Below are 18,121 nucleotides of genomic sequence, written 5' to 3' on the forward strand. Positions count from 1 at the left end.
CGCGGGGTCTCGCCCAAACTCGCTTCGCTCAAACAAGGGCGAGCCCTGATCCGCGAAACGCTGCGCTCCTCGGCGCAGCCAGAGGGGCTGGGATGCCGGGCGGGCCATCGCTGCGCTCGGCCACCATGGCGCCAAAGGCGCTGCGCGCTTTGGGCGCCTTGTGCTTGTGCTTTCAACGAAAAGACTTGGTCATAAGCAAGCAACAAAGACTTCGTTGGGGAATGGAGGGCGCGCTTCTACATTCGCGGCATGACTGCCGTTCTTTCCCGTGCAACCTCCACTGCCGAGGTCCCGGCGCAGCCCTTCGAGGTGCGGCCTTTCGATGCGCCTGTTGGTGCGGAGATCGTTGGGCTCGACATCGCTGAGCCGATCAACGCCGCCGACTTCCAACGCATCCACCGCGCGCACCTCGACCACCATGTGCTGGTCTTTCGCGACCAGCGCATCACGCCCGCGCAACACATCGACTTCAGCCGCCGCTTCGGGCCGCTCGAGATCCACGTGCTGCACCAGTTCCAGCTGAAGAACCACCCCGAGATCCTGATCGTCTCGAACATCAAGGAGAACGGCGAGCCGATCGGTCTCGGCGACGCGGGCGTGTACTGGCACTCCGACATTTCGTACAAGCCCAACCCCAGTCTGGGCTCGCTGCTGCACGCGCAAGAGCTGCCGAGTGAAGGCGGCGACACGCTGTTTGCCGACCAGCATCTGGCGTGGGAAGCGTTGAGTCCCGAACTGCAGCAGCGCATCCTGCCGCTGAAGGCGGAGCACAGCTACCTCGCGAAATACGAGGAGCTGCGTGCGAAGAATCCGTGGCGGCCGAAGCTTTCACAGACGCAGATCGATCAGGTCGCACCCGCCGTGCAGCCCGTGGTGCGCACGCACCCGGAGACGGGGCGCAAGGCGCTGTTCGTCAGCGAGCACTTCACGACGCGCATCGTCGGCCTGCCGCAAGGCGAGAGCGACGCGCTGCTGGCCGAGCTGTTCGCGCACTGCGTGAAGCCCGAGTTCGTGTACCGCCACACGTGGGCACCGCACGACCTGGTGTTCTGGGACAACCGCTCGCTGATGCACCTCGCGGCAGGCACGCCCGACCACCTGCGCCGCCGGCTCAACCGCACCACCATCGTGGGCGACACGCCTTTCTGATTTCCTCTTTTCTCTTTTTCGGACTTTCCAATGAACCGCTTCACCCGCCGCGCCGCCGCGCTCGTCACCGGCCTCGGCCTTCTCGCCGGCAGCCTGGCCGCGCACGCCGAAGGGCAGATCCGCATCGCCGAGCAGTTCGGCATCGTCTACCTGCTGCTCAACGTGGCGCAGGAGCAGAAGCTGATCGAGAAGCACGCGAAGGCCGCGGGGGTCGATGCGAAGGTGGAGTGGGTCAAGCTCTCGGGGGGCTCGGCGGTGAACGACGCGCTGCTGTCGGGCAACATCGAGATCGCGGGCGCCGGCGTGGGGCCGCTGCTCACGCTGTGGGACCGCACCAAGGGCAAGCAGAACGTGAAGGGCGTGGCTTCGCTCGGCAACTTCCCGTACTACCTGGTGAGCAACAACCCGAACGTGAAGTCGATCGCCGACTTCACGGACAAGGACCGCATCGCGCTGCCCGCCGTGGGCGTGTCGGTGCAGTCGCGGGTGCTGCAGATCGCATCGGCCAAGCTGTGGGGCGACAAGGAGTTCAACAAGCTCGACAAGATCAGCGTGGCGCTGCCGCACCCCGACGCGGCGGCGGCGATCATCAAGGGCGGCACGGAGATCACGGGGCACTTCGGCAATCCGCCGTTCCAGGAGCAGGAGCTCGCGGGCAACCCGAACGCGCGCATCGTGCTCAATTCGTACCAGGTGCTGGGCGGGCCGTCGTCGGCCACGGTGCTGTACGCCACCGAGAAATTCCGCAACGAGAACCCCAAGACCTACAAGGCGTTCGTCGACGCGCTCGACGAGGCGGCGAAGTTCGTCACGGCCAACCCCGAGAAGGCGGCCGACATCTACCTGAAGGTGAGCAACGCCAAGCTCGACCGCGAGCTGCTGCTCAAGATCATCAAGAACCCCGAGGTGCAGTTCAAGACCGCGCCGCAGAACACCTACGTGTTCGCGGAGTTCATGCACCGCGTGGGCGCGATCAAGAACAAGCCGGCGTCGGTGAAGGACTATTTCTTCGACGACGCACACACCGCCTCGGGGAACTGACGCGATGCTGTCCCGGCTCGAGCGCCTGGCAGGGCCGCCCGCCGCGGCCTTCCTTGGCGGCACGGCGGCACCGCAGCGGTCGGCCCGACGGCGCGGCGTGGTGGCCACGGGCGACGCGGCACCGCTGTACGTGCACGAGGCGCTGCTGCAGGTCGACGGCGTCAGCCTCGAGTACCGCACGCCCGAGCGCGTGGTGCGCGCCACGCACCGCGTGAGCTTCGACGTGCATGCCGCCGACCGCTTCGTGCTGCTCGGGCCTTCGGGCTGCGGCAAGTCCACGCTGCTCAAGGCCGTGGCCGGGTTCATCCCGCCGGTCGAGGGCGAGATCCGGCTCGACGGCCGGCGCGTGACGCAGCCGGGGCCCGACCGCATCGTCGTGTTCCAGGAGTTCGACCAGCTGCCGCCGTGGAAGACGGTGAAGCAGAACGTGATGTTCCCGCTGCTCGCCTCGCGCACGCTGGGGCGCAAGGAAGCGGCCGAGCGCGCGCTGCATTACCTCAACAAGGTGGGCCTTTCGAAATTCGCCGACGTGCACCCGCACCAGCTCTCGGGCGGCATGAAGCAGCGCGTGGCGATCGCGCGTGCGCTGGCGATGCAGCCGCGCGTGCTGCTGATGGACGAGCCCTTTGCCGCGCTCGACGCGCTCACGCGCCGCCGCATGCAGCAGGAGCTGCTCGAACTGTGGGACGAGGTGCGCTTCACGCTGCTGTTCGTCACGCACTCGATCGAGGAAGCGCTGGTGGTGGGCAACCGCGTGGCGCTGCTGTCACCGCATCCGGGGCGCATGCGCGCCGAACTCAACAGCCACGGTTACTCGCTGGACAGCCTGGGCGGTGCGGACTTCCAGGCGACCGCGCGGCGCATCCACGACATGCTGTTCGAGGAAGAGCAGGGCACCCCATGAGCACCCTGACGCCACCCATCCGCCCCGAGTACGAACGCACGCTCGAGCCCTTCACCGAATTGCCGGTCGAACGCGCGCTGCCGCTGGCCACGCGCGTCGCCTCGCACACCTGGCTGCGCAAGGGCCTGATCCTTGCCGTCATCGCCGTGCTGTGGGAGCTGGCAGCGCGCTGGCAGGACAACGACCTGCTGCTGCCCACCTTCACCGCCACCGCCCGCGCGCTGGCCGAGGGGCTGGCCAGCGGCGAGCTGGTCGAGAAGGTGCGCATCTCGCTGGCCGTGCTGCTGCAGGGCTACCTCGCGGGCGTGCTGCTGGCCTTCGGGCTCACGACGCTGGCGGTGTCCACGCGCATCGGGCGCGACCTGCTGGACACGCTGACCTCGATGTTCAATCCGCTGCCCGCGATCGCGCTGCTGCCGTTGGCGCTGCTGTGGTTCGGGCTGGGCCGGGGCAGCCTGGTGTTCGTGCTGATCCATTCGGTGTTGTGGCCGCTGGCGCTTAATACCTATGCGGGCTTCCAGGGCGTGCCCGAGACGCTGCGCATGGCGGGGCGCAACTACGGGCTGAAGGGGCTGCGCTACGTGCTGCAGATCCTGGTGCCGGCCGCGCTGCCGTCGATTTTGTCGGGGCTGAAGATCGGCTGGGCCTTTGCGTGGCGCACGCTGATCGCGGCGGAGCTGGTGTTCGGCGCCTCGTCGGGCAAGGGCGGGCTGGGCTGGTACATCTTCCAGAACCGCAACGAGCTGTACACCGACCGCGTGTTCGCCGGCCTCGCGCTGGTGGTGCTGATCGGCCTGCTGGTGGAAAGCCTGGGCTTTCGCACGCTGGAGCGGCTCACGGTGCGGCGCTGGGGCCAGCAGCGCTAGCCCGCAGGTGAAGGGGCCGGGCGCACGAATGCCCCGGCGATGGCGCAAGGGCCGTGGGCTCGGGTCTAATCGCAGCTTTTGGCACGCGTTCTCCTTCCCATGAGCTCTTCCGCCCCCGACCTTTCCGCGATCGCCGGTGCGCTGGCCGATGCCGCCGCCGCCCAGTCGATGCGCTACTTCCGCACGCCGCTGGACATCATCACCAAGGCCGACGAAAGCCCGGTCACGCTGGCCGACCGCGCCGCCGAGACAGCCATGCGCGAGATCCTCGGCGCGCGCGTGCCCACGGACGGCATCTTCGGCGAGGAGCACGGCCCCGAGCGGCTCGACGCCGACCGCATCTGGGTGCTCGACCCGATCGACGGCACGCGCAGCTTCATCACCGGCTCGCCGCTGTGGGGCACGCTCATCGGCGTGCTGCAGGGCGGTCGCGTGGTGCTGGGCATGGTCGACATGCCGGTGCTGAAAGAGCGCTGGATCGGCGAGGCCGGCAAGGGCGCGACGCGCGACGGCCAGCCCGTGCGCGTGAGCGGCTGCACCGAGATCGCCAAGGCCCGCATCGTGACCACCTCGCCCGACATCTTCTCGCCGGCCGACTGGAGCTCCTTCGACCGCCTGAGCCGCCAGTGCGCGATGCGCCGTTTCGGCGGCGACTGCTACGGCTACGCCCAACTCGCTGGCGGCACCATCGACCTCGTGGTCGAGACGGGGTTGCAGCCCTACGACTTCCTGGGCCCGGCGGGCCTGATCGAAGCCGCCGGCGGCGTCGTCACCGACTGGGAGGGCCGGCCGCTGGGGCTGAACCCCGACCAGCGCGTGATCGCGGCGGCCACACCCGAACTTCACCGACAAGCCCTGGCCGTACTGGCCGCCTAGACTGTCGGCATGTTCCGCTGGCTGATCGTCGTCGTCCTGGCGCTGGTGCTCATGAGCGGCCTGACCGCCTGGCTGCGCCGCTTCGGCTTCGGACGGCTGCCCGGCGATTTCGAGTTTCGCGCCTTCGGCCGCGACTGGCAGCTGCCGATCGCGAGCACGGTGGTGCTCAGCATGATCGCGGCGCTGGTCGCGCGGCTGCTCTGAGAAACGCCTGAGAAAGAAGAGAACCCCGTAATGAGAGCCTGCGTAGACATCGGCGGCACCAAGGTCGCCGTGAGCCTTTCCGCTTCGAGCGACGCGCCGCTGATCGGCCGCCGCAGCGAGCCCACCGCCAAGACCGGCAACAACGACGCCGTGGCGGTGCAGATCCTGCGGCTCATCGACGAGGTGTGCGCGGAGCAGGGCATCGATCCGGCGAGCATCGACCGCGTGGGCGTGTCCTCGACCGGGCCCTTCGAGCTGCACGACGGCATGGTCGAGCTGGCCACGCCCAACATCTGCGGCGGCATCGCCGGCCCCTCGCGCGGGCTGCCCAACAACTGGATGACGGCCATCGTCGAGGCGCCGCTGGCGCGCCGCTTCGCCCGCGTGCGCGTCGAGAACGACGCCGTGGCCGCGCTCGAGGCCGAGCGCCACTGGGGCGCGCTGAAGGGGCTCGACAACTGCGCCTACGCCACCTGGAGCACCGGCGTGGGTGTGGGCCTGTGCGTCGACGGCAAGGCGCTGCGCGGCAAGAACGGCAACGCGGGCCATGCGGGCCACAGCTTCGTGGTCGACGACGACAGCGGCGCGCTGTGCGGCTGCGGCAACCTGGGCGACGTGGAAGCGCTGGCCGGCGGCAATTCGATCGCGCACCGCTTCGGCCAGCCCGCGGCCGATCTGTTCACGGCCGCCGCGGCCGGTGACGCCGCTGCGCTCGAAAAGGCCGACGCGTTGTGCCGCGTGATCGGCCGCATGCTCTACAACCTGGTCATCACGCTCGACCTGCAGCGCATCAGCCTGGGCGGCAGCGTGTTCTGGCACCACCGCGACTTCGTGCTGCCGCGGCTGCAGGCGCAGGTCGACGGCAAACTGCCGCCGCTCACGCGCGGCGTGCTGCTGGTGCCCGCGGGGCTCGGCGACAAGGTGGGCGACTACGCGGCCCTGGCGTTGCTCGACTGAGCCGCAGCGCGCGGCGACCGGACCAGGGTCGCCGGCTGGTTCTTCTGCGCGGCGCAGCCTTCCTCGACGATCCGCCCGAGCCGCCGCAGCCCCGCATCGACCGCTTCGCTGAAGGGCCAGCCGCAGTTGATGCGCAGGTAGTGGTCGAAGCGCGAGGCGTTCGAGAACTGCGCGCCCGGCGCCACCAGCATGTGCTCGCGCAGGGCCGCCTCGAACACCGCCACCGACGACAGCCGCTCGGGCAGCTCCACCCACAGCTGGAAGCCGCCGCGCGGCAGGTTCAACCGCGTGCCGGCCGGGAAGTAGCGGGCGATGGCGTCGGCCGTCTGGTCGCGCTGCGTGTGCAGGCGTTCGCGCAGGCGGCGCAGGTGGCGGTCGTAGCCGCCGCTGGCAATGATCTCGCCCGCGGCGATCTGCGCCAGCGCCTCGTTGTTGCGCGTCTGCGCGTACTTGAGCATCTCGACCTGCGCATGCCAGCGCCCGGCCGTGATCCAGCCCAGCCGCAGGCCCGGCGCCAGCACCTTGTGCAGCGAGGCGCAATACACCACGTTGCCCGTGCGGTCCCAGGACTTGATGGCGCGCGGCGGCACCTCGGTCTCCACCAGGTCGCTGTAGGTGTCGTCCTCGACCAGCGCGATGCCGTGGCTTTCGCACAGCTGCACCAGCCGCTGCTTGTGGGCGTCGGGCATCACGCTGCCGATGGGGTTCTGCAGGTGCGGCACCACCACCACGGCCTTGATGTCGTCGTAGGTGTGGATGGCCAGGTCGAGCGCTTCCAGCGAGATGCCGGTCTGCGGGCTGGTCGGAATCTCCAGCCCGCGCAGGCCCAGGCTTTCGAGCACCTGCAGCAGGCCGTAGAAGGTGGGCGATTCGACCGCCACGGTGTCGCCCGGCTTGGCGATGGCGCGCAGCGCGAGGTTCAGCGCCTCGATGCAGCCGTTGGTGACCAGCACGTCGTCGGGCGCCACCGTCATGCCCACGCGCAGGTTGCGCTGGGCCACCACCTGGCGGAACTGCTCGTGGCCTTTTTGCGAAGAGGCGGTGGTCAGCAGTTCGGGGCGCTGGCGCAGCGCGCGCGTCATGGCGTTGCGCAGCGCCTCGGCCGGGTAGAGCTCGGGGGCGGCACGCGAGATCGCGAAGTTGAGCTTCACGTCGTTGAGGCGCCCGCGCGCCATGAAGTTGGCCATGCGCGTGCGCATGTTGACGAACTGCGCCGGGTCGGGCGGCAGGCCGGACACGGGTTCTTCCATGGCCGCGATGGCCAGGCGCTGCGGGCGGCGCACGAAGTAGCCCGAGCGGTCGCGCGCCTCGACCCAGCCTTCGCTTTCCATGGCGCGGCACACCTGCAGCGCGGTCGAGAGGCTGATGTCGTGCAGCCGCATCAGGCTGCGCAGCGAGGGGAGCTTGTCGCCGGCCTTGAGCGAACCGGCGTGGATCGCGTCGACGTAGTGCGCCGCGAGCTGGCGGTAGAGCGGTAGCGAGTCCATGGGTCGATGTTCCCCGCATCGGGCATCCGAAAACAGATGCAGTTGACTGGGAAAAAGACCATAACAGATGGCGCGGCGGCCCGGCTGTTCCGGTCGCAATAGCCATCGGGTGTGCCTGTTTTTCGGGCGGCGGAATTCCTACGATAAAGCCCACATCCACCCGAGGTCCGCCATGATCACCACCCTGTCCGAAGCCCCCGATTCCATCGTCCTCGAACCCGGCCAGTCGCTGCGCACCGCCGTCGATGCGGGCGCCTGGCTGCAGCTGGCCGAGGGCCGCGCCCGCGTGGTGTCGCCGCCGGGCTGGCTGGGCGAGACGGTGTTCATGACCGAGACGCTGCTCGGCGAGGGCGACATGCACTGCGTGCCGCAGGGCGGGTGGATCGAGGTGTCGGCGGTGACGGCGGTGCACCTGCGGGTGCATGCGCCCCAGCGCGCGGCCCGGGCCACGGCGCCGGTGGCGGCGCGGCCGGTGATGCGCTTCGTGCGCCTGCTGACGGGCTGGTGAGGTCCGGGGCAGGGCGCCTGCCCCGAACCAGAGCCCGAAGCCGCCGTCAGTTCTTCGGCAACTTCTGCGGCCGCTTCCAGTTCGCGAAGCTGACCTGCTTGCCCCGCGCCACGGTCAGCGCGCCCGGTTCGGTCGACTTGTTCACCGTCGAGCCGCCGCCGATGGTGCCGCCCGCGCCGATCGTCACGGGCGCCACGAGCACGCAGTTGCTGCCCACGTGCACGTCGGCCTCGATCACGGTGCGGTGCTTGTTGGCGCCGTCGTAGTTGGCCGTGATGCTGCCCGCGCCGTAGTTCACGCGCTCGCCCACCGTGGCGTCGCCCAGGTAGGCCAGGTGGTTGGCCTTGGCGCCCGCCGCCAGCGTGGAGTTCTTGACCTCGACGAAGTTGCCGATGTGCACCTCGGCGCCCAGCTGGGCACCGGGCCGCAGCCGCGCAAACGGCCCGACCAGCGCGCCTGCGCCCACCGTCACGCCGGCCTTCTCGCCATCGATGTGGGTGAAGGGGTGGATCACCGCGCCCGCCTCGATGCGCACGTTGGCAATGACGCAGTTGGCGCCGATGCGCACGCCTTCGCCCAGCGACACCGTGCCTTCGAACACGCAGTTGACGTCGATGTCGACGTCGGCGCCGCAGCTCAGCGTGCCGCGCAGGTCGAAACGCGCCGGATCGGCCAGGCGCACGCCCTGTTCCATCAGCGTGTTGGCCTGGCGCAGCTGCCAGGCGCGCTCCAGCGCCGCGAGCTGGGCCGGGCTGTTGATGCCCGCCACCTGCAGCGCGTCGGTCGTGACATGCGCCACCACCGGCACGCGGTCGTCGGCCGCGAACTTCACGATGTCGGTCAGGTAGTACTCGCCCTGGGCATTCTTGTTGTCCAGCCGCGCGAGCCAGCCCTTGAGCAGCCGCGCGGGCGCGGCCATCACGCCGCTGTTGATCTCGCGCACGGCGCGCTGCGCCTCGGTGGCGTCCTTGTGCTCGACGATGGCCGTCACCTCGCCACCGGCGCGGGTGCGGATGATGCGACCGTAGCCCGTGGGGTCGTCGAGCTCGATGGTCAGCAGCGCGAGCCGCTCGCCGCCGCTGGCAGCGATGAGGGTGCGCAGCGTGTCTTCGGCGATCAGGGGCACGTCGCCCGACAGGATCACCACGGTGCCGTCGTCCGGCAGCTGCGGCGTGGCCTGCTGCACGGCATGGCCGGTGCCCAGCTGGGGCTCCTGGCGCGCGAAGCCGAGCGCGGCGGCGTTCACGGCGGTGGCCTTGATCGCGGCTTCGACCTGCTCGGCGCCGTGGCCCGTCACGACCACGACATGGCGCGCGCCGATGCGCGCGGCGGTGTCGGTCACGTGGGCCAGCAATGCGCGGCCGGCCAAACGATGCAACACTTTGGGCAGCTTGCTCTTCATGCGCGTGCCCTTGCCGGCCGCCATGATGACGACGTCGACCGGTCCCTGGTTGCTCTGCTGCGGAGTCTGATTCATGCGCTTTTCTTCCCGGATTCGTTGTGCTGGACTGGCCCGAATTATCGGTGTGCTGCTGCTGGCCGCTGTCCTGGGGGCTTGCAGCGCGGTCAAGCTCGCCTACAACAACCTGCCCGAGCTGAGCTACTGGTGGCTCGACGGTTACTTCGACTTCGACGGCGCCCAGACCCCCAAGGTGCGCGACGAGCTCGCCCAGCTGCTGGCCTGGCACCGCCAGAACGAGCTGCCGCGCATCATCGGCCTGCTGCAGGAGGCCCAGGGCCTGGCGAGCGCCGACGTGACGCCGGTCCAGGCCTGCCAGCTGGCCGACCGGGTCCGCGAGCGCCTGCTCGCCGTCACCGAGCGCGCCGAGGCCGCGAGCGCCGAACTCGTTCTGAGCCTGAGCGAGGCCCAGCTGCAGCAGCTCGAACGCAAGTACGCGAAGAACAACGCCGACTACCGCAAGGATTGGCTCGACCGCAGCCCCGCGCAGGTGCAGGACAAGCGCTACGACCAGTTCCTCGAGCGCCAGGAAGACTTCTACGGCCGCCTCACGACCGAGCAGCGCGCGCTGCTGCGCCAGCAGGTGGCGCAGTCGGTGTTCAGCCCGCGGCTGGCCTACGAGGAGCGCCGCCAGCGCCAGCAGGAGGCGCTGGTGCTGCTGCGCGGCTTCCAGGGCAGCAACGGCGGCCCGCGCGCTTCGCCGGCCGAGGCTCGCGCCGCGCTGCATGCCTACATCCAGCGCATCGCCGATCCGCCGCCCGGCCCCTGGCGCGAGCAGCAGCAGGCGCTGCTGCAGGAAGGCTGCCGCAACCTGGCGGCGCTGCACAACACCACCAGCGCCACGCAGCGCGAGCAGGCGGTGCGGCGGCTGCAGGCCTACCAGGGCGACCTGCGGCAGCTGGTGGCGGCGCGCTGAGGCAGGCGGCGGCTTCAGATCATCGGCACCGGCCGCAGCGGGCGCTCGAAGTAGTCGCCCAGCGTTTCGAGCGCGTGCGGCTCCAGGATGCGCAGCCAGCCGCCGTCGAGCTTGTACAGGCCCAGGCGCTGCAAGCGCCGCATCGTCTTGTTGGTGTGCACCAGCGACAGCCCCAGCGCGTCGGCGATGTGCTGCTGGTTGAACGGAAACTCCACCCAGCCGTCGCGCACCATGCCCACGCGCTGGGCGCGGCGGTACAGGTGCATGAGCAGCATGGCCACGCGCTCGCCCGCGTTGCGGCGCCCGGCGGTGACGAGGTGATCGTCCACCAGCTTTTCCTCGCGCGCGGCCAGCCAGGTGATGTCGTAGCCGAGCCGGGGCTGGGTCTGGAACAGCGCCCACAGCCGCTCGCGCGCGAAGGCGCACAGCGTGGCGTCGGTCACGGCCTCGACGCCGTGGGTCTGGCCGTCGGCAAACTCGTCCTGCAGGCCGATGAAGTCGCCGGGCAGCAGGAAACCCAGGATCTGCCGCCGGCCGTCGTTCAGGGTCTTGTAGCGGAAGGCCCAGCCTGCGTAGAGCGTGAACAGCTGCGGGCTGGCGCGGTGCTCGTCGACGATGGCGCCGCCCGCCTCGACACGCCGGGTGCCGGTGCGAAAGGACTGGATCGCCTCCAGCTGCTGCGCCGTCACCGGCAGGAAGGCCTCCAGGCGCCGCAGCGCGCAGTGTTCGCAGGGGTTCGCACCCTGCGGCGGGGAGGCGGCAACGGGGTAGTCCTCGAGCTTCACGCCGCACTATAGGCTGGCGGGGCTATGTCTTTTGACATTTCGGGGTGCAGGATGGCCCCCTAGACTCGAAGCGACTTTCCCTTTCGCACCGCATGACACAAGAACAAGCACCCGCAGAACTGCTGCACGAATTCCTCTATTGCAGCCTGCTCGCCCCCGACCTGCCGCCCGCCACCGTGGGCGCGATCGTCACCCAGGCCCGCGCGCGCAATGCCGAGGACGGCATCTCCGGCCTGCTGGTGTTCGACGGCCAGTGCTTCTGCCAGCATTTCGAGGGGCCGCGCGAGGCGGTGCAGGCGCTGATGGCGCGGCTGCAGCGCGATCCGCGCCACGTGGCGCTCGTGGTGGTCCACGACGGCCCGCTGGCCGCCCGGCGCTACAGCGGGTTTGCGATGGGCCTGGCCGAATGCGAGGGCCCCGACCCGGTCTCCGGCCTGCGGGCCCTGCGCGGCGAGGCGGCGCTGGCGCACTTCCTGGCGCTGCGCGCCAGCTTCGACATCAGCACCTGACCGGCTGACTGACGGAAAACTGAAAACGACGGGCAAAGAAAAAGGCGGCCGAAGCCGCCTTTGTTCAGAAGAGCCGGGAGTGCAGGCGGTCGGTCAGACCGGGTCCCACACGTAGGTGGCACCGTAGCCATCCCAGGCTTCCATGACGATGCGCTGGCCGGCGGCCACGGTGAGCGACTCGCCCGGGGCCAGCACGATGTCTTCGCTGGGGCCGTGGGCGGTGGCGTCGGGCGTGACCCACACGCGGCCCTGCTTGACGCGCAGCACGCTCGCCGACCGCGCCTTCAGGCTCATCGCCTCGCCGGGCGCGATCTGCCAGGCGCCACGGCGCACGGCCGGCGGAATGGCCGCGGTGCGGGTGGAACGGGACAGGGAAGCGAGCGATTCGTTGGTGCAGACGGCGGTGGACATGATGAGGACTCCTTGGCTGATCCGAAGCGCCTTTGACAGACAGAGAGGTTGGCGCAGTTCGGGAATGAATGATCGTTTTTGCGGCCTTGGAGGTCCAATGAAAACGAGGTAGCCTACTGATGCGCGTTTCGCATCAATCGTCCAGCCGCCGGGAACGCACACCAAAGTCATACCCATGCAACATTCGCAAACCCACCTGCGCTCCCGGCCCATCTCTGCGGGGCACCTGCGGGCCTTCGAGGCGGTCGCGCGGCACCTCAATTTCCGCGCCGCGGCCGAGGAAATGGCGCTCACCCAGTCGGCCGTGAGCCGGCAGATCCAGTCGCTCGAGGAAGAAGTGGGCGTGTCGCTGTTCCTGCGCCACACGCGGGCGGTCGAGTTGACCAGCGCCGGGGCGCAGCTGCTGCTGTCGGTGCAGCAGGCGCTGCCGCGCATCGACATGGCGGTGCGGCAGATCCGCCAGAGCGCCGGGCGCAAGAGCGTGGCGCTCACCACCTTTGCCTCGTTCGCGTCGATGTGGCTGATCCCGCGGCTGGAGGCCTTCCAGCGCGACAACCCCGAGATCGACATCCGCATCGACGCCAGCGACATCGCGGTCGACCTTGACGTGGCCGACGTGGACATCGCGCTGCGCTACGGCCCGCCCGAAGGCATGCCGCCCGGCGCCGTGCGGCTGTTCGGCGAAACGCTGACGCCGGTGGCGAGCCCGTGGCTCATCAAGAGCAACCCGCCGATCAAGACGCCGGCCGACATCGCCCGCTTCACGCTCATCGAGGCGGGCGACGCGCACCGCACGCACCTGGAATGGCTCACGTGGCGGCGCTGGTTCGAAGTGAACGGGCTGGAGCGCGCGCAGCCCAAGCGCTGGCTCTATTTCAACTATGCCTACCAGATGGTGCAGGCCGCGCTCACGGGCCAGGGCCTGGTGCTGGCGCGCAGCTCGCTCATTGCCGAAAGCCTGGCCAACGGCGACCTGATCGAGGTGCTGCCGCAGCACCGGCTGGATTCACCGATGGCCTACTGGCTCATCTCGGGGCCGCGCAATGCGCTGCGGCCCGAGATCAAGGCCTTTTCCGACTGGCTGGAGGCGCAGGCCGTCACCACGCGCCAGACCATCGGCGAGGTGCCCGACCCCGACACGGTGGACAACCTCGACTGAGCCGGCTCAGGAGGTCGGCCAGACGACGCCGTTGTCGTTCAGGATGGCATCCAGGGGCAGGTCGTGCGCCTCGGGCTCGAAGTCTTCGAGGAAGCCGTTCGTGAAGCCCAGCCCCACGGTGAACGGCCGGGGCTCCAGCGCCGCCAGCGTGCGGTCGTAGAAACCGCCGCCGTAGCCCAGCCGGTAGCCGCCCGCGCTGTAGCCCACGCAAGGCACGAACAGCAGGGTCGGCACGATCAGCTCGGTGTCTTTGGGCTTGGGAATGCCGTAGGCGTCTTCTTCCATCTGGCAGCCCGGGTACCAGGCATGGAAGGTGAGCGTCTTGTGAACTTTGTCGATCACCGGCAGTCCGATGCGGCGGCGCTGCGTTTCTTCCATGAGTTCGCCGTCTTCCTTCCAGCGATGCAGTGCGGGCAGCGGGTCGAACTCGCCCTTGATCGGCCAGTAGGCGCCGATCACGGTGTCGGGCCGGCCGACCAGCCAGATCCGCATCACCCGCTGCAGCAGGTCGGCCCGCGCGAGGCGGTCGGGCAGCGCCAGGCGTTGCTCGATGAGTGCCTTTCGCAGTTGACCCTTCAGAAAACTCGCCGTGGCCGAGGTGTCGGCATCCTTTGACTTGTCCATAATCCCCCGATGCAGTTCCCAAGCATTTTGGCATCCGCGCGCGCTCGTCAGCGTCGCGGCGCGCCCGCCCTGGTTTTTTCCGCCGTTCTCGCACTCGCCGCGCTGCTGTCGCAACAGCCCGCCGCCGCGCAGAACAACACCAACGACGACGTGCTGGTCCAGATGAAGCAGGCCTTCCAGCGCGGCGACAAGGCCCGCCTCACGGCCTTGCTGCCGCAAGCGCGCGGCCATGCACTCGAACCCTGGGCCGCCTACTGGGAGCTCAAGGCCCGCCTGCAGGAAGCCGCGCCCAACGAGGTGCAGGACTTCTACGCGCGTTACCCCAACACCTACCAGGAAGACCGCCTGCGCAACGACTGGCTGCTGCTGCTCGGCCAGCGCCGCGACTGGGACGGCTTTGCCGCCAACATCGCAGGCTTCCGCATGGGCGACGACGCCCAGGTGCGCTGCTACGCGGTGCTGGTCGACACGCTGCGCACCGGCACGGCCACGCAGGCGCAGGCCGACGAGGTGCGCCGCAACTGGTTCGCGCAGAAGGACAGCGACGACGGCTGCCTCACCGCCGCCGACCGCATGGTCGCGGCCCGCCTGATGACGACCAACGACGCCTGGAAGAAGGCGCGCCTGGCCATCGAGGCCAACCGGCCCGCCGCCGCGCGCGGCGCCGTCACCATCGCCGCGCCCGACGCGCTGCCGCTGTTCGAAGAGGTCAACGCCAGCGCCGCCAAGTTCCTCACGGGCCGCGCCTTCGTGGCCGCCAAGTCGCGCAAGGAACTGGTGGTGCTCGCGCTCATCAAGATCGCGGTGGCCGATCCCGACCAGGGCGCCGCGCAGCTCGACGGCAAGTGGGGCCCGATGCTCTCCGCCGAAGAGCGCAACTGGGTCTGGGGCACCATCGGCCGCGCGGCCGCGAACAAGCTCTCGCCGATGGCCGTGAGCTATTTCGGCAACGTCACGAAGAACAGCGACCTGTCCGACGACATGCTCGGCTGGCGCGTGCGCGCCGCACTGCGTGCCAGCCAGTGGAAGGACGTCGCGCCCGCCATCAACGCCATGAGCGACGCCGCCCAGCAAGACCCGACCTGGGTCTACTGGAAGGCCCGCGCGCTGAGCAGCGCCGGCGGCGACGAGCGCCGTGCCCAGGCCCGCGAGCTGTACACCAGCATTGCCGGCACGCGCGGTTTCTACGAAATGCTGGCGCTCGAAGAGCTGGGCCAGCGCGTCGTGGCCGCCACGCGGCCCGCGCCGCTCACGCCCGAGGAAAAGAACGCCGCACGCACCAACCCCGGCTTGCAGCGCGGCCTGCAGGCCATCGGCATGGGCCTGCGCTCCGAAGGCACGCGCGAGTGGAACTACGCCACCAACCTGCACGACAAGGGCGGCATGGACGACCGCGCTCTGCTGGCCGCCGCCGACCTGGCCTGCCAGCGCGAGGTGTGGGACCGCTGCATCAACACCAGCGAGCGCACCAAGGGCGTGATCGACGTCGAGCAGCGCTTCCCCATGCCCTTCCACGACACGGTGCTGCGCAAGAGCCAGGACATCGGCCTGGACCCGGCCTACGTCTACGGCCTGATCCGCCAGGAAAGCCGCTTCATCATGGACGCGCGCTCGGGCGTCGGCGCCTCGGGCCTGATGCAGGTCATGCCCGCCACGGCGCGCTGGACCGCCCGCAAGATCGGCCTGACCGACTTCACGCCCGGCCAGATCAACGACCGCGAGACCAACATCACCATCGGCACCAACTACCTGAAGCTCGCGCTCGACGACTTCGACGGTTCGATGGCGCTGGCCGCCGCGGCCTACAACGCCGGCCCGGGCCGCCCGCGCAACTGGCGCAACGGCCCGGTGATCGACGCGGCCATCTGGGCCGAGAACGTGCCCTTCAACGAGACGCGCGACTACGTGAAGAAGGTGCTGGCCAACACCACCAACTACGCCGCCATCATCAGCGGCAAGCCGCAGTCGCTGAAGGAGCGCCTGGGCCGCGTGGGCCCGCGCAACGCCAACGAGCCGGAACCCAACAAGGACCTGCCCTGACATGAGCTGGCGCGACGAGGTGCTCGACACCGTCGCGTCCGAATTCTCGGACGCGGGCGATGTCGCGCAACTCACGCGTATCTCGGTGCGGCTGCTGCTGGCGGCCGTGCTGGGTTTCCTGCTCGGCTTCGAGCGCGAGCAGCAGGGCAAGGCGGCCGGCGTGCGCACGCACATGCTGGTGGCGATCGGCTCGGCGCTGTTCGTGCTGATCCCGCAGCAGACCGGCATCGTGCCGGCCGACATGAGCCGCGTGATCCAGGGGCTGGTGGCCGGCGTGGGCTTCCTGTGCGCCGGCACCATCCTCAAGCAGGGCCGCGACGAATCCCACGTGCAGGGCCTCACCACCGCCGCCGGGCTGTGGATGACCGCCGCCATCGGCATGGCCTGCGGGCTCGGCCGCGAGGTCACGGCCGTGTTCAGCGCACTGCTGGCGCTCGCGGTGCTGTCGCTGGTGCCGCGCCTCGTGGGCCTGATCGAGCGCGTCGTGAAGCCATCCACGGACACCTCCGGCCCGCGCGTGATCGTCCCGCCCGAATCCCGCCAGGACGGCGACCGCTGAAGCGGCCCGCATCAATTCGCGCCGCCTTCGTCATCAATCGCAGCGCGCCGCCCGGCTAGCATCGACGGCTTTGCCCCGCATTCCCGCACTGACCCGGAGACCCTGACAGATGTCCAAGCTCTACATCGGCAACAAGAATTACTCGTCGTGGTCCATGCGCCCCTGGGTGCTCATGACGCAGGCCGGCATTCCCTTCGAGGAGGTGATGGTGCGCTTCGATTCGTTCGATGCCACCTCGCAGTTCAAGCACGTGATCGGCGCCATCAACCCCGTGGCCAAGGTGCCGGTGCTGGTCGACGGTGACCTGGCCGTCTGGGACACGCTGGCCATTGCCGAGTACCTGGCCGAGCGCTTCCCCGAGAAGCAGCTGTGGCCCCAGGGCGTGGCCGAGCGGGCCCGCGCGCGCAGCATCTGCGCCGAGATGCACTCGGGTTTCACCAACCTGCGCGGCAACTGCCCGATGAACATCGAGGCCTCACTGCCCGAGGTGGGGGCGCGGCTCCTGGCCGAGCAGCCCGGCGTGCAGGAAGACCTCGACCGCATCGTGCAGATGTGGACCGAGCTGCTCGAGACGCACGGCGGCCCGATGCTGTTCGGCGCCTTCACCATCGCCGACGCCTTCTTCGCGCCGGTGGGCATGCGCATCCGCGGTTATGGCCTGCCGGTGCCGCCGGCCATCGACGCGTACATCGCGCGCGTGGCGGCCCTGCCGGGCGTCGCCGCGTGGATCGCGGGCGCCTTGGCCGAGAAGACCTTCGTGGCTTTCGACGAGCCCTATCGCACTTCACGCGACTGAGGCCCGTCGGACTTCATCAGAACCGGTACGTCGCCGCCAGGTAGGTGACGATCGGGTTCAGCTTCAGGCTCGCTTCGCTGCGCGCCACCGGCAGGCCGGTGATGCTGGTCGTGGTGAGCTTGGCCTTGGTCTTCAGCGGGATGTAGGACACCGAGAACGACACGCCCCAGTGTTTGTCGAACTGGTAGGCCACGCCGGCGTTGAGCACGGGCGCGAACGAGCTGTCGAGCTTGGCGGTGGTGTTCACCGAAGACGGACGCACGTGGAACTGGCTGGCCAGCGCGCCCTGCAGGTTCGACGTGAGCTTCACGTCGCTGTACCAGACGTAGGTGGCACCCAGGCCCACGAACGGACGGAAGGCGTCGTTGCCTTCGTTGAAGTAGTACTTGGCCAGCACGGTCGGGCTCCACTGGCGGGCCTGGCCGAGTTCGCCCACGCGCGCCAGCGTGCCGCTGCCGTTGAGCTTGAACTTGGGCGGCACGCCGAGCACGCCCTCGACGGCCCAGTGGGGGTCGATGAAGTACGCGACGTTCAGGCCCAGCGTGTCCGAGTTGGTGACGCTCGCGCCCGAGCCGGCCAGCACGCTGTGCACGGGCGAGGTCACGGTCAGCGGCTTGCTCGAATCCTGCGGCGACAGGTGGAACCAGCCGGTGCCGACGACCCAGTCGCCCGCGTTCTGCGCCAGGGCGCTGCCCGATGCCAGGACCCCGAGTGCCGCCAATGCCAACGATGCTGTTGTTGTGAGTTTCTTCATAGCTGTGAATGCTCCTTGGGTGTTGAAAACAGCCCCGCGCACGGGGGCACCGGCCAGCGACCGGTGCTTCGCGCGACGCGAATTTACGAACGGTCGTTCGCATCGCTCGGCGATTAT

At 69.3% G+C, this 18,121-nt stretch carries 20 protein-coding genes; 14 read left to right on the forward strand and 6 right to left on the reverse strand.

All coding sequences use genetic code 11. The features are described 5' to 3' along the window. Nucleotides 1-249 precede the first annotated feature (249 nt). The 7 genes from AC07XP_RS16430 (at nt 250) to AC07XP_RS16460 (ending at nt 5,997) form a co-directional block, all read left to right on the forward strand. Entirely contained in the window at nt 250-1,149 is a 900-nt protein-coding gene (locus tag AC07XP_RS16430) for a TauD/TfdA dioxygenase family protein (protein ID WP_495265274.1), read from the forward strand. A 30-nt stretch (nt 1,150-1,179) separates the two neighbouring features. Beyond that, on the forward strand, nt 1,180-2,190 hold the full coding sequence (locus AC07XP_RS16435) for an ABC transporter substrate-binding protein (RefSeq protein ID WP_070060080.1): 1,011 nt from the start codon (nt 1,180-1,182) through the stop codon (nt 2,188-2,190). A 4-nt stretch (nt 2,191-2,194) separates the two neighbouring features. Next, complete coding sequence (locus AC07XP_RS16440) at nt 2,195-3,094, forward strand: ABC transporter ATP-binding protein (protein ID WP_495265275.1); 900 nt, start codon at nt 2,195-2,197, stop codon at nt 3,092-3,094. Continuing rightward, nucleotides 3,091-3,960 carry an ABC transporter permease gene (locus AC07XP_RS16445; RefSeq protein WP_159273904.1) on the forward strand — a complete coding sequence of 290 codons (870 nt, stop codon included), beginning with the start codon at nt 3,091-3,093 and terminating at the stop codon, nt 3,958-3,960. Before AC07XP_RS16440 ends, AC07XP_RS16445 begins: the two co-directional genes overlap by 4 nt. A gap of 99 nt (nt 3,961-4,059) precedes the next feature. Continuing rightward, nucleotides 4,060-4,836: a histidinol-phosphatase gene (gene hisN / locus AC07XP_RS16450; protein WP_495265276.1), complete on the forward strand. Its 777-nt coding sequence runs from the start codon at nt 4,060-4,062 to the stop codon at nt 4,834-4,836. A gap of 9 nt (nt 4,837-4,845) precedes the next feature. Further along, nucleotides 4,846-5,040, forward strand: a complete 195-nt coding sequence (locus tag AC07XP_RS16455) for a DUF2905 domain-containing protein (protein WP_056575522.1) — start codon at nt 4,846-4,848, stop codon at nt 5,038-5,040. A 30-nt stretch (nt 5,041-5,070) separates the two neighbouring features. Continuing rightward, on the forward strand, nt 5,071-5,997 hold the full coding sequence (locus AC07XP_RS16460) for an ROK family protein (protein ID WP_307583105.1): 927 nt from the start codon (nt 5,071-5,073) through the stop codon (nt 5,995-5,997). Here the strand turns inward: AC07XP_RS16460 and AC07XP_RS16465 are convergent. Continuing rightward, the gene (locus AC07XP_RS16465; protein ID WP_495265277.1) at nt 5,970-7,484 is read right to left on the reverse strand and encodes an aminotransferase-like domain-containing protein; all 1,515 of its coding nucleotides are present in this window, start codon (nt 7,482-7,484) and stop codon (nt 5,970-5,972) included. The genes AC07XP_RS16460 and AC07XP_RS16465 overlap by 28 nt on opposite strands. 172 nt (nt 7,485-7,656) lie before the next feature. Between AC07XP_RS16465 and AC07XP_RS16470 the strand changes: the two genes are divergently transcribed. After that, the gene (locus AC07XP_RS16470) at nt 7,657-7,992 is read left to right on the forward strand and encodes a hypothetical protein (protein WP_062477921.1); all 336 of its coding nucleotides are present in this window, start codon (nt 7,657-7,659) and stop codon (nt 7,990-7,992) included. A gap of 46 nt (nt 7,993-8,038) precedes the next feature. Here the strand turns inward: AC07XP_RS16470 and glmU are convergent, their stop codons facing one another. Then, nucleotides 8,039-9,469: a bifunctional UDP-N-acetylglucosamine diphosphorylase/glucosamine-1-phosphate N-acetyltransferase GlmU gene (glmU, locus tag AC07XP_RS16475; protein WP_495265278.1), complete on the reverse strand. Its 1,431-nt coding sequence runs from the start codon at nt 9,467-9,469 to the stop codon at nt 8,039-8,041. On the opposite strand from glmU, the gene AC07XP_RS16480 reads away from it, so the two are divergent. Next, nucleotides 9,468-10,367, forward strand: coding sequence for a DUF6279 family lipoprotein (locus AC07XP_RS16480; protein ID WP_495265279.1), 900 nt, complete (start codon nt 9,468-9,470; stop codon nt 10,365-10,367). The genes glmU and AC07XP_RS16480 overlap by 2 nt on opposite strands. Nucleotides 10,368-10,381: 14 nt before the next feature. Here the strand turns inward: AC07XP_RS16480 and AC07XP_RS16485 are convergent, their stop codons facing one another. Further along, nucleotides 10,382-11,152, reverse strand: coding sequence for a Crp/Fnr family transcriptional regulator (locus AC07XP_RS16485; protein ID WP_495265280.1), 771 nt, complete (start codon nt 11,150-11,152; stop codon nt 10,382-10,384). Between the two features lie 92 nt (nt 11,153-11,244). On the opposite strand from AC07XP_RS16485, the gene AC07XP_RS16490 reads away from it, so the two are divergent. Further along, a complete protein-coding gene (locus AC07XP_RS16490; protein ID WP_492744906.1) occupies nt 11,245-11,661 on the forward strand; it encodes a BLUF domain-containing protein in 417 nt (138 codons plus the stop codon). Between the two features lie 93 nt (nt 11,662-11,754). On the opposite strand, the gene AC07XP_RS16495 is transcribed toward AC07XP_RS16490, so the two are convergent. After that, a complete protein-coding gene (locus AC07XP_RS16495; RefSeq protein WP_062477930.1) occupies nt 11,755-12,072 on the reverse strand; it encodes a DUF2917 domain-containing protein in 318 nt (105 codons plus the stop codon). 175 nt (nt 12,073-12,247) lie between these two features. Here AC07XP_RS16495 and AC07XP_RS16500 point away from each other — a divergent pair, with 175 nt between their 5' ends. Next, complete coding sequence (locus AC07XP_RS16500) at nt 12,248-13,231, forward strand: LysR substrate-binding domain-containing protein (protein WP_062477933.1); 984 nt, start codon at nt 12,248-12,250, stop codon at nt 13,229-13,231. A gap of 6 nt (nt 13,232-13,237) precedes the next feature. On the opposite strand, the gene AC07XP_RS16505 is transcribed toward AC07XP_RS16500, so the two are convergent. Continuing rightward, nucleotides 13,238-13,855, reverse strand: coding sequence for a 5-formyltetrahydrofolate cyclo-ligase (locus AC07XP_RS16505; RefSeq protein ID WP_095743648.1), 618 nt, complete (start codon nt 13,853-13,855; stop codon nt 13,238-13,240). 9 nt (nt 13,856-13,864) lie between these two features. On the opposite strand from AC07XP_RS16505, the gene AC07XP_RS16510 reads away from it, so the two are divergent. The 3 genes from AC07XP_RS16510 (at nt 13,865) to AC07XP_RS16520 (ending at nt 17,250) form a co-directional block, all read left to right on the forward strand. Next, nucleotides 13,865-15,895: a lytic transglycosylase domain-containing protein gene (locus AC07XP_RS16510; RefSeq protein ID WP_070060072.1), complete on the forward strand. Its 2,031-nt coding sequence runs from the start codon at nt 13,865-13,867 to the stop codon at nt 15,893-15,895. Between the two features lies 1 nt (nt 15,896). Beyond that, nucleotides 15,897-16,454 (forward strand): MgtC/SapB family protein, encoded by a 558-nt coding sequence (locus AC07XP_RS16515; protein ID WP_495265281.1) that lies wholly within the window; start codon nt 15,897-15,899, stop codon nt 16,452-16,454. A gap of 109 nt (nt 16,455-16,563) precedes the next feature. Continuing rightward, entirely contained in the window at nt 16,564-17,250 is a 687-nt protein-coding gene (locus AC07XP_RS16520) for a glutathione S-transferase family protein (protein WP_070060070.1), read from the forward strand. A 16-nt stretch (nt 17,251-17,266) separates the two neighbouring features. Here AC07XP_RS16520 and AC07XP_RS16525 read toward each other — a convergent pair whose 3' ends face one another. Then, complete coding sequence (locus tag AC07XP_RS16525) at nt 17,267-18,004, reverse strand: OmpW/AlkL family protein (RefSeq protein ID WP_062477953.1); 738 nt, start codon at nt 18,002-18,004, stop codon at nt 17,267-17,269. Between the last annotated feature and the right edge of the window lie 117 nt (nt 18,005-18,121).

The organism is Variovorax sp. GW531-E2 (assembly GCF_059423125.1).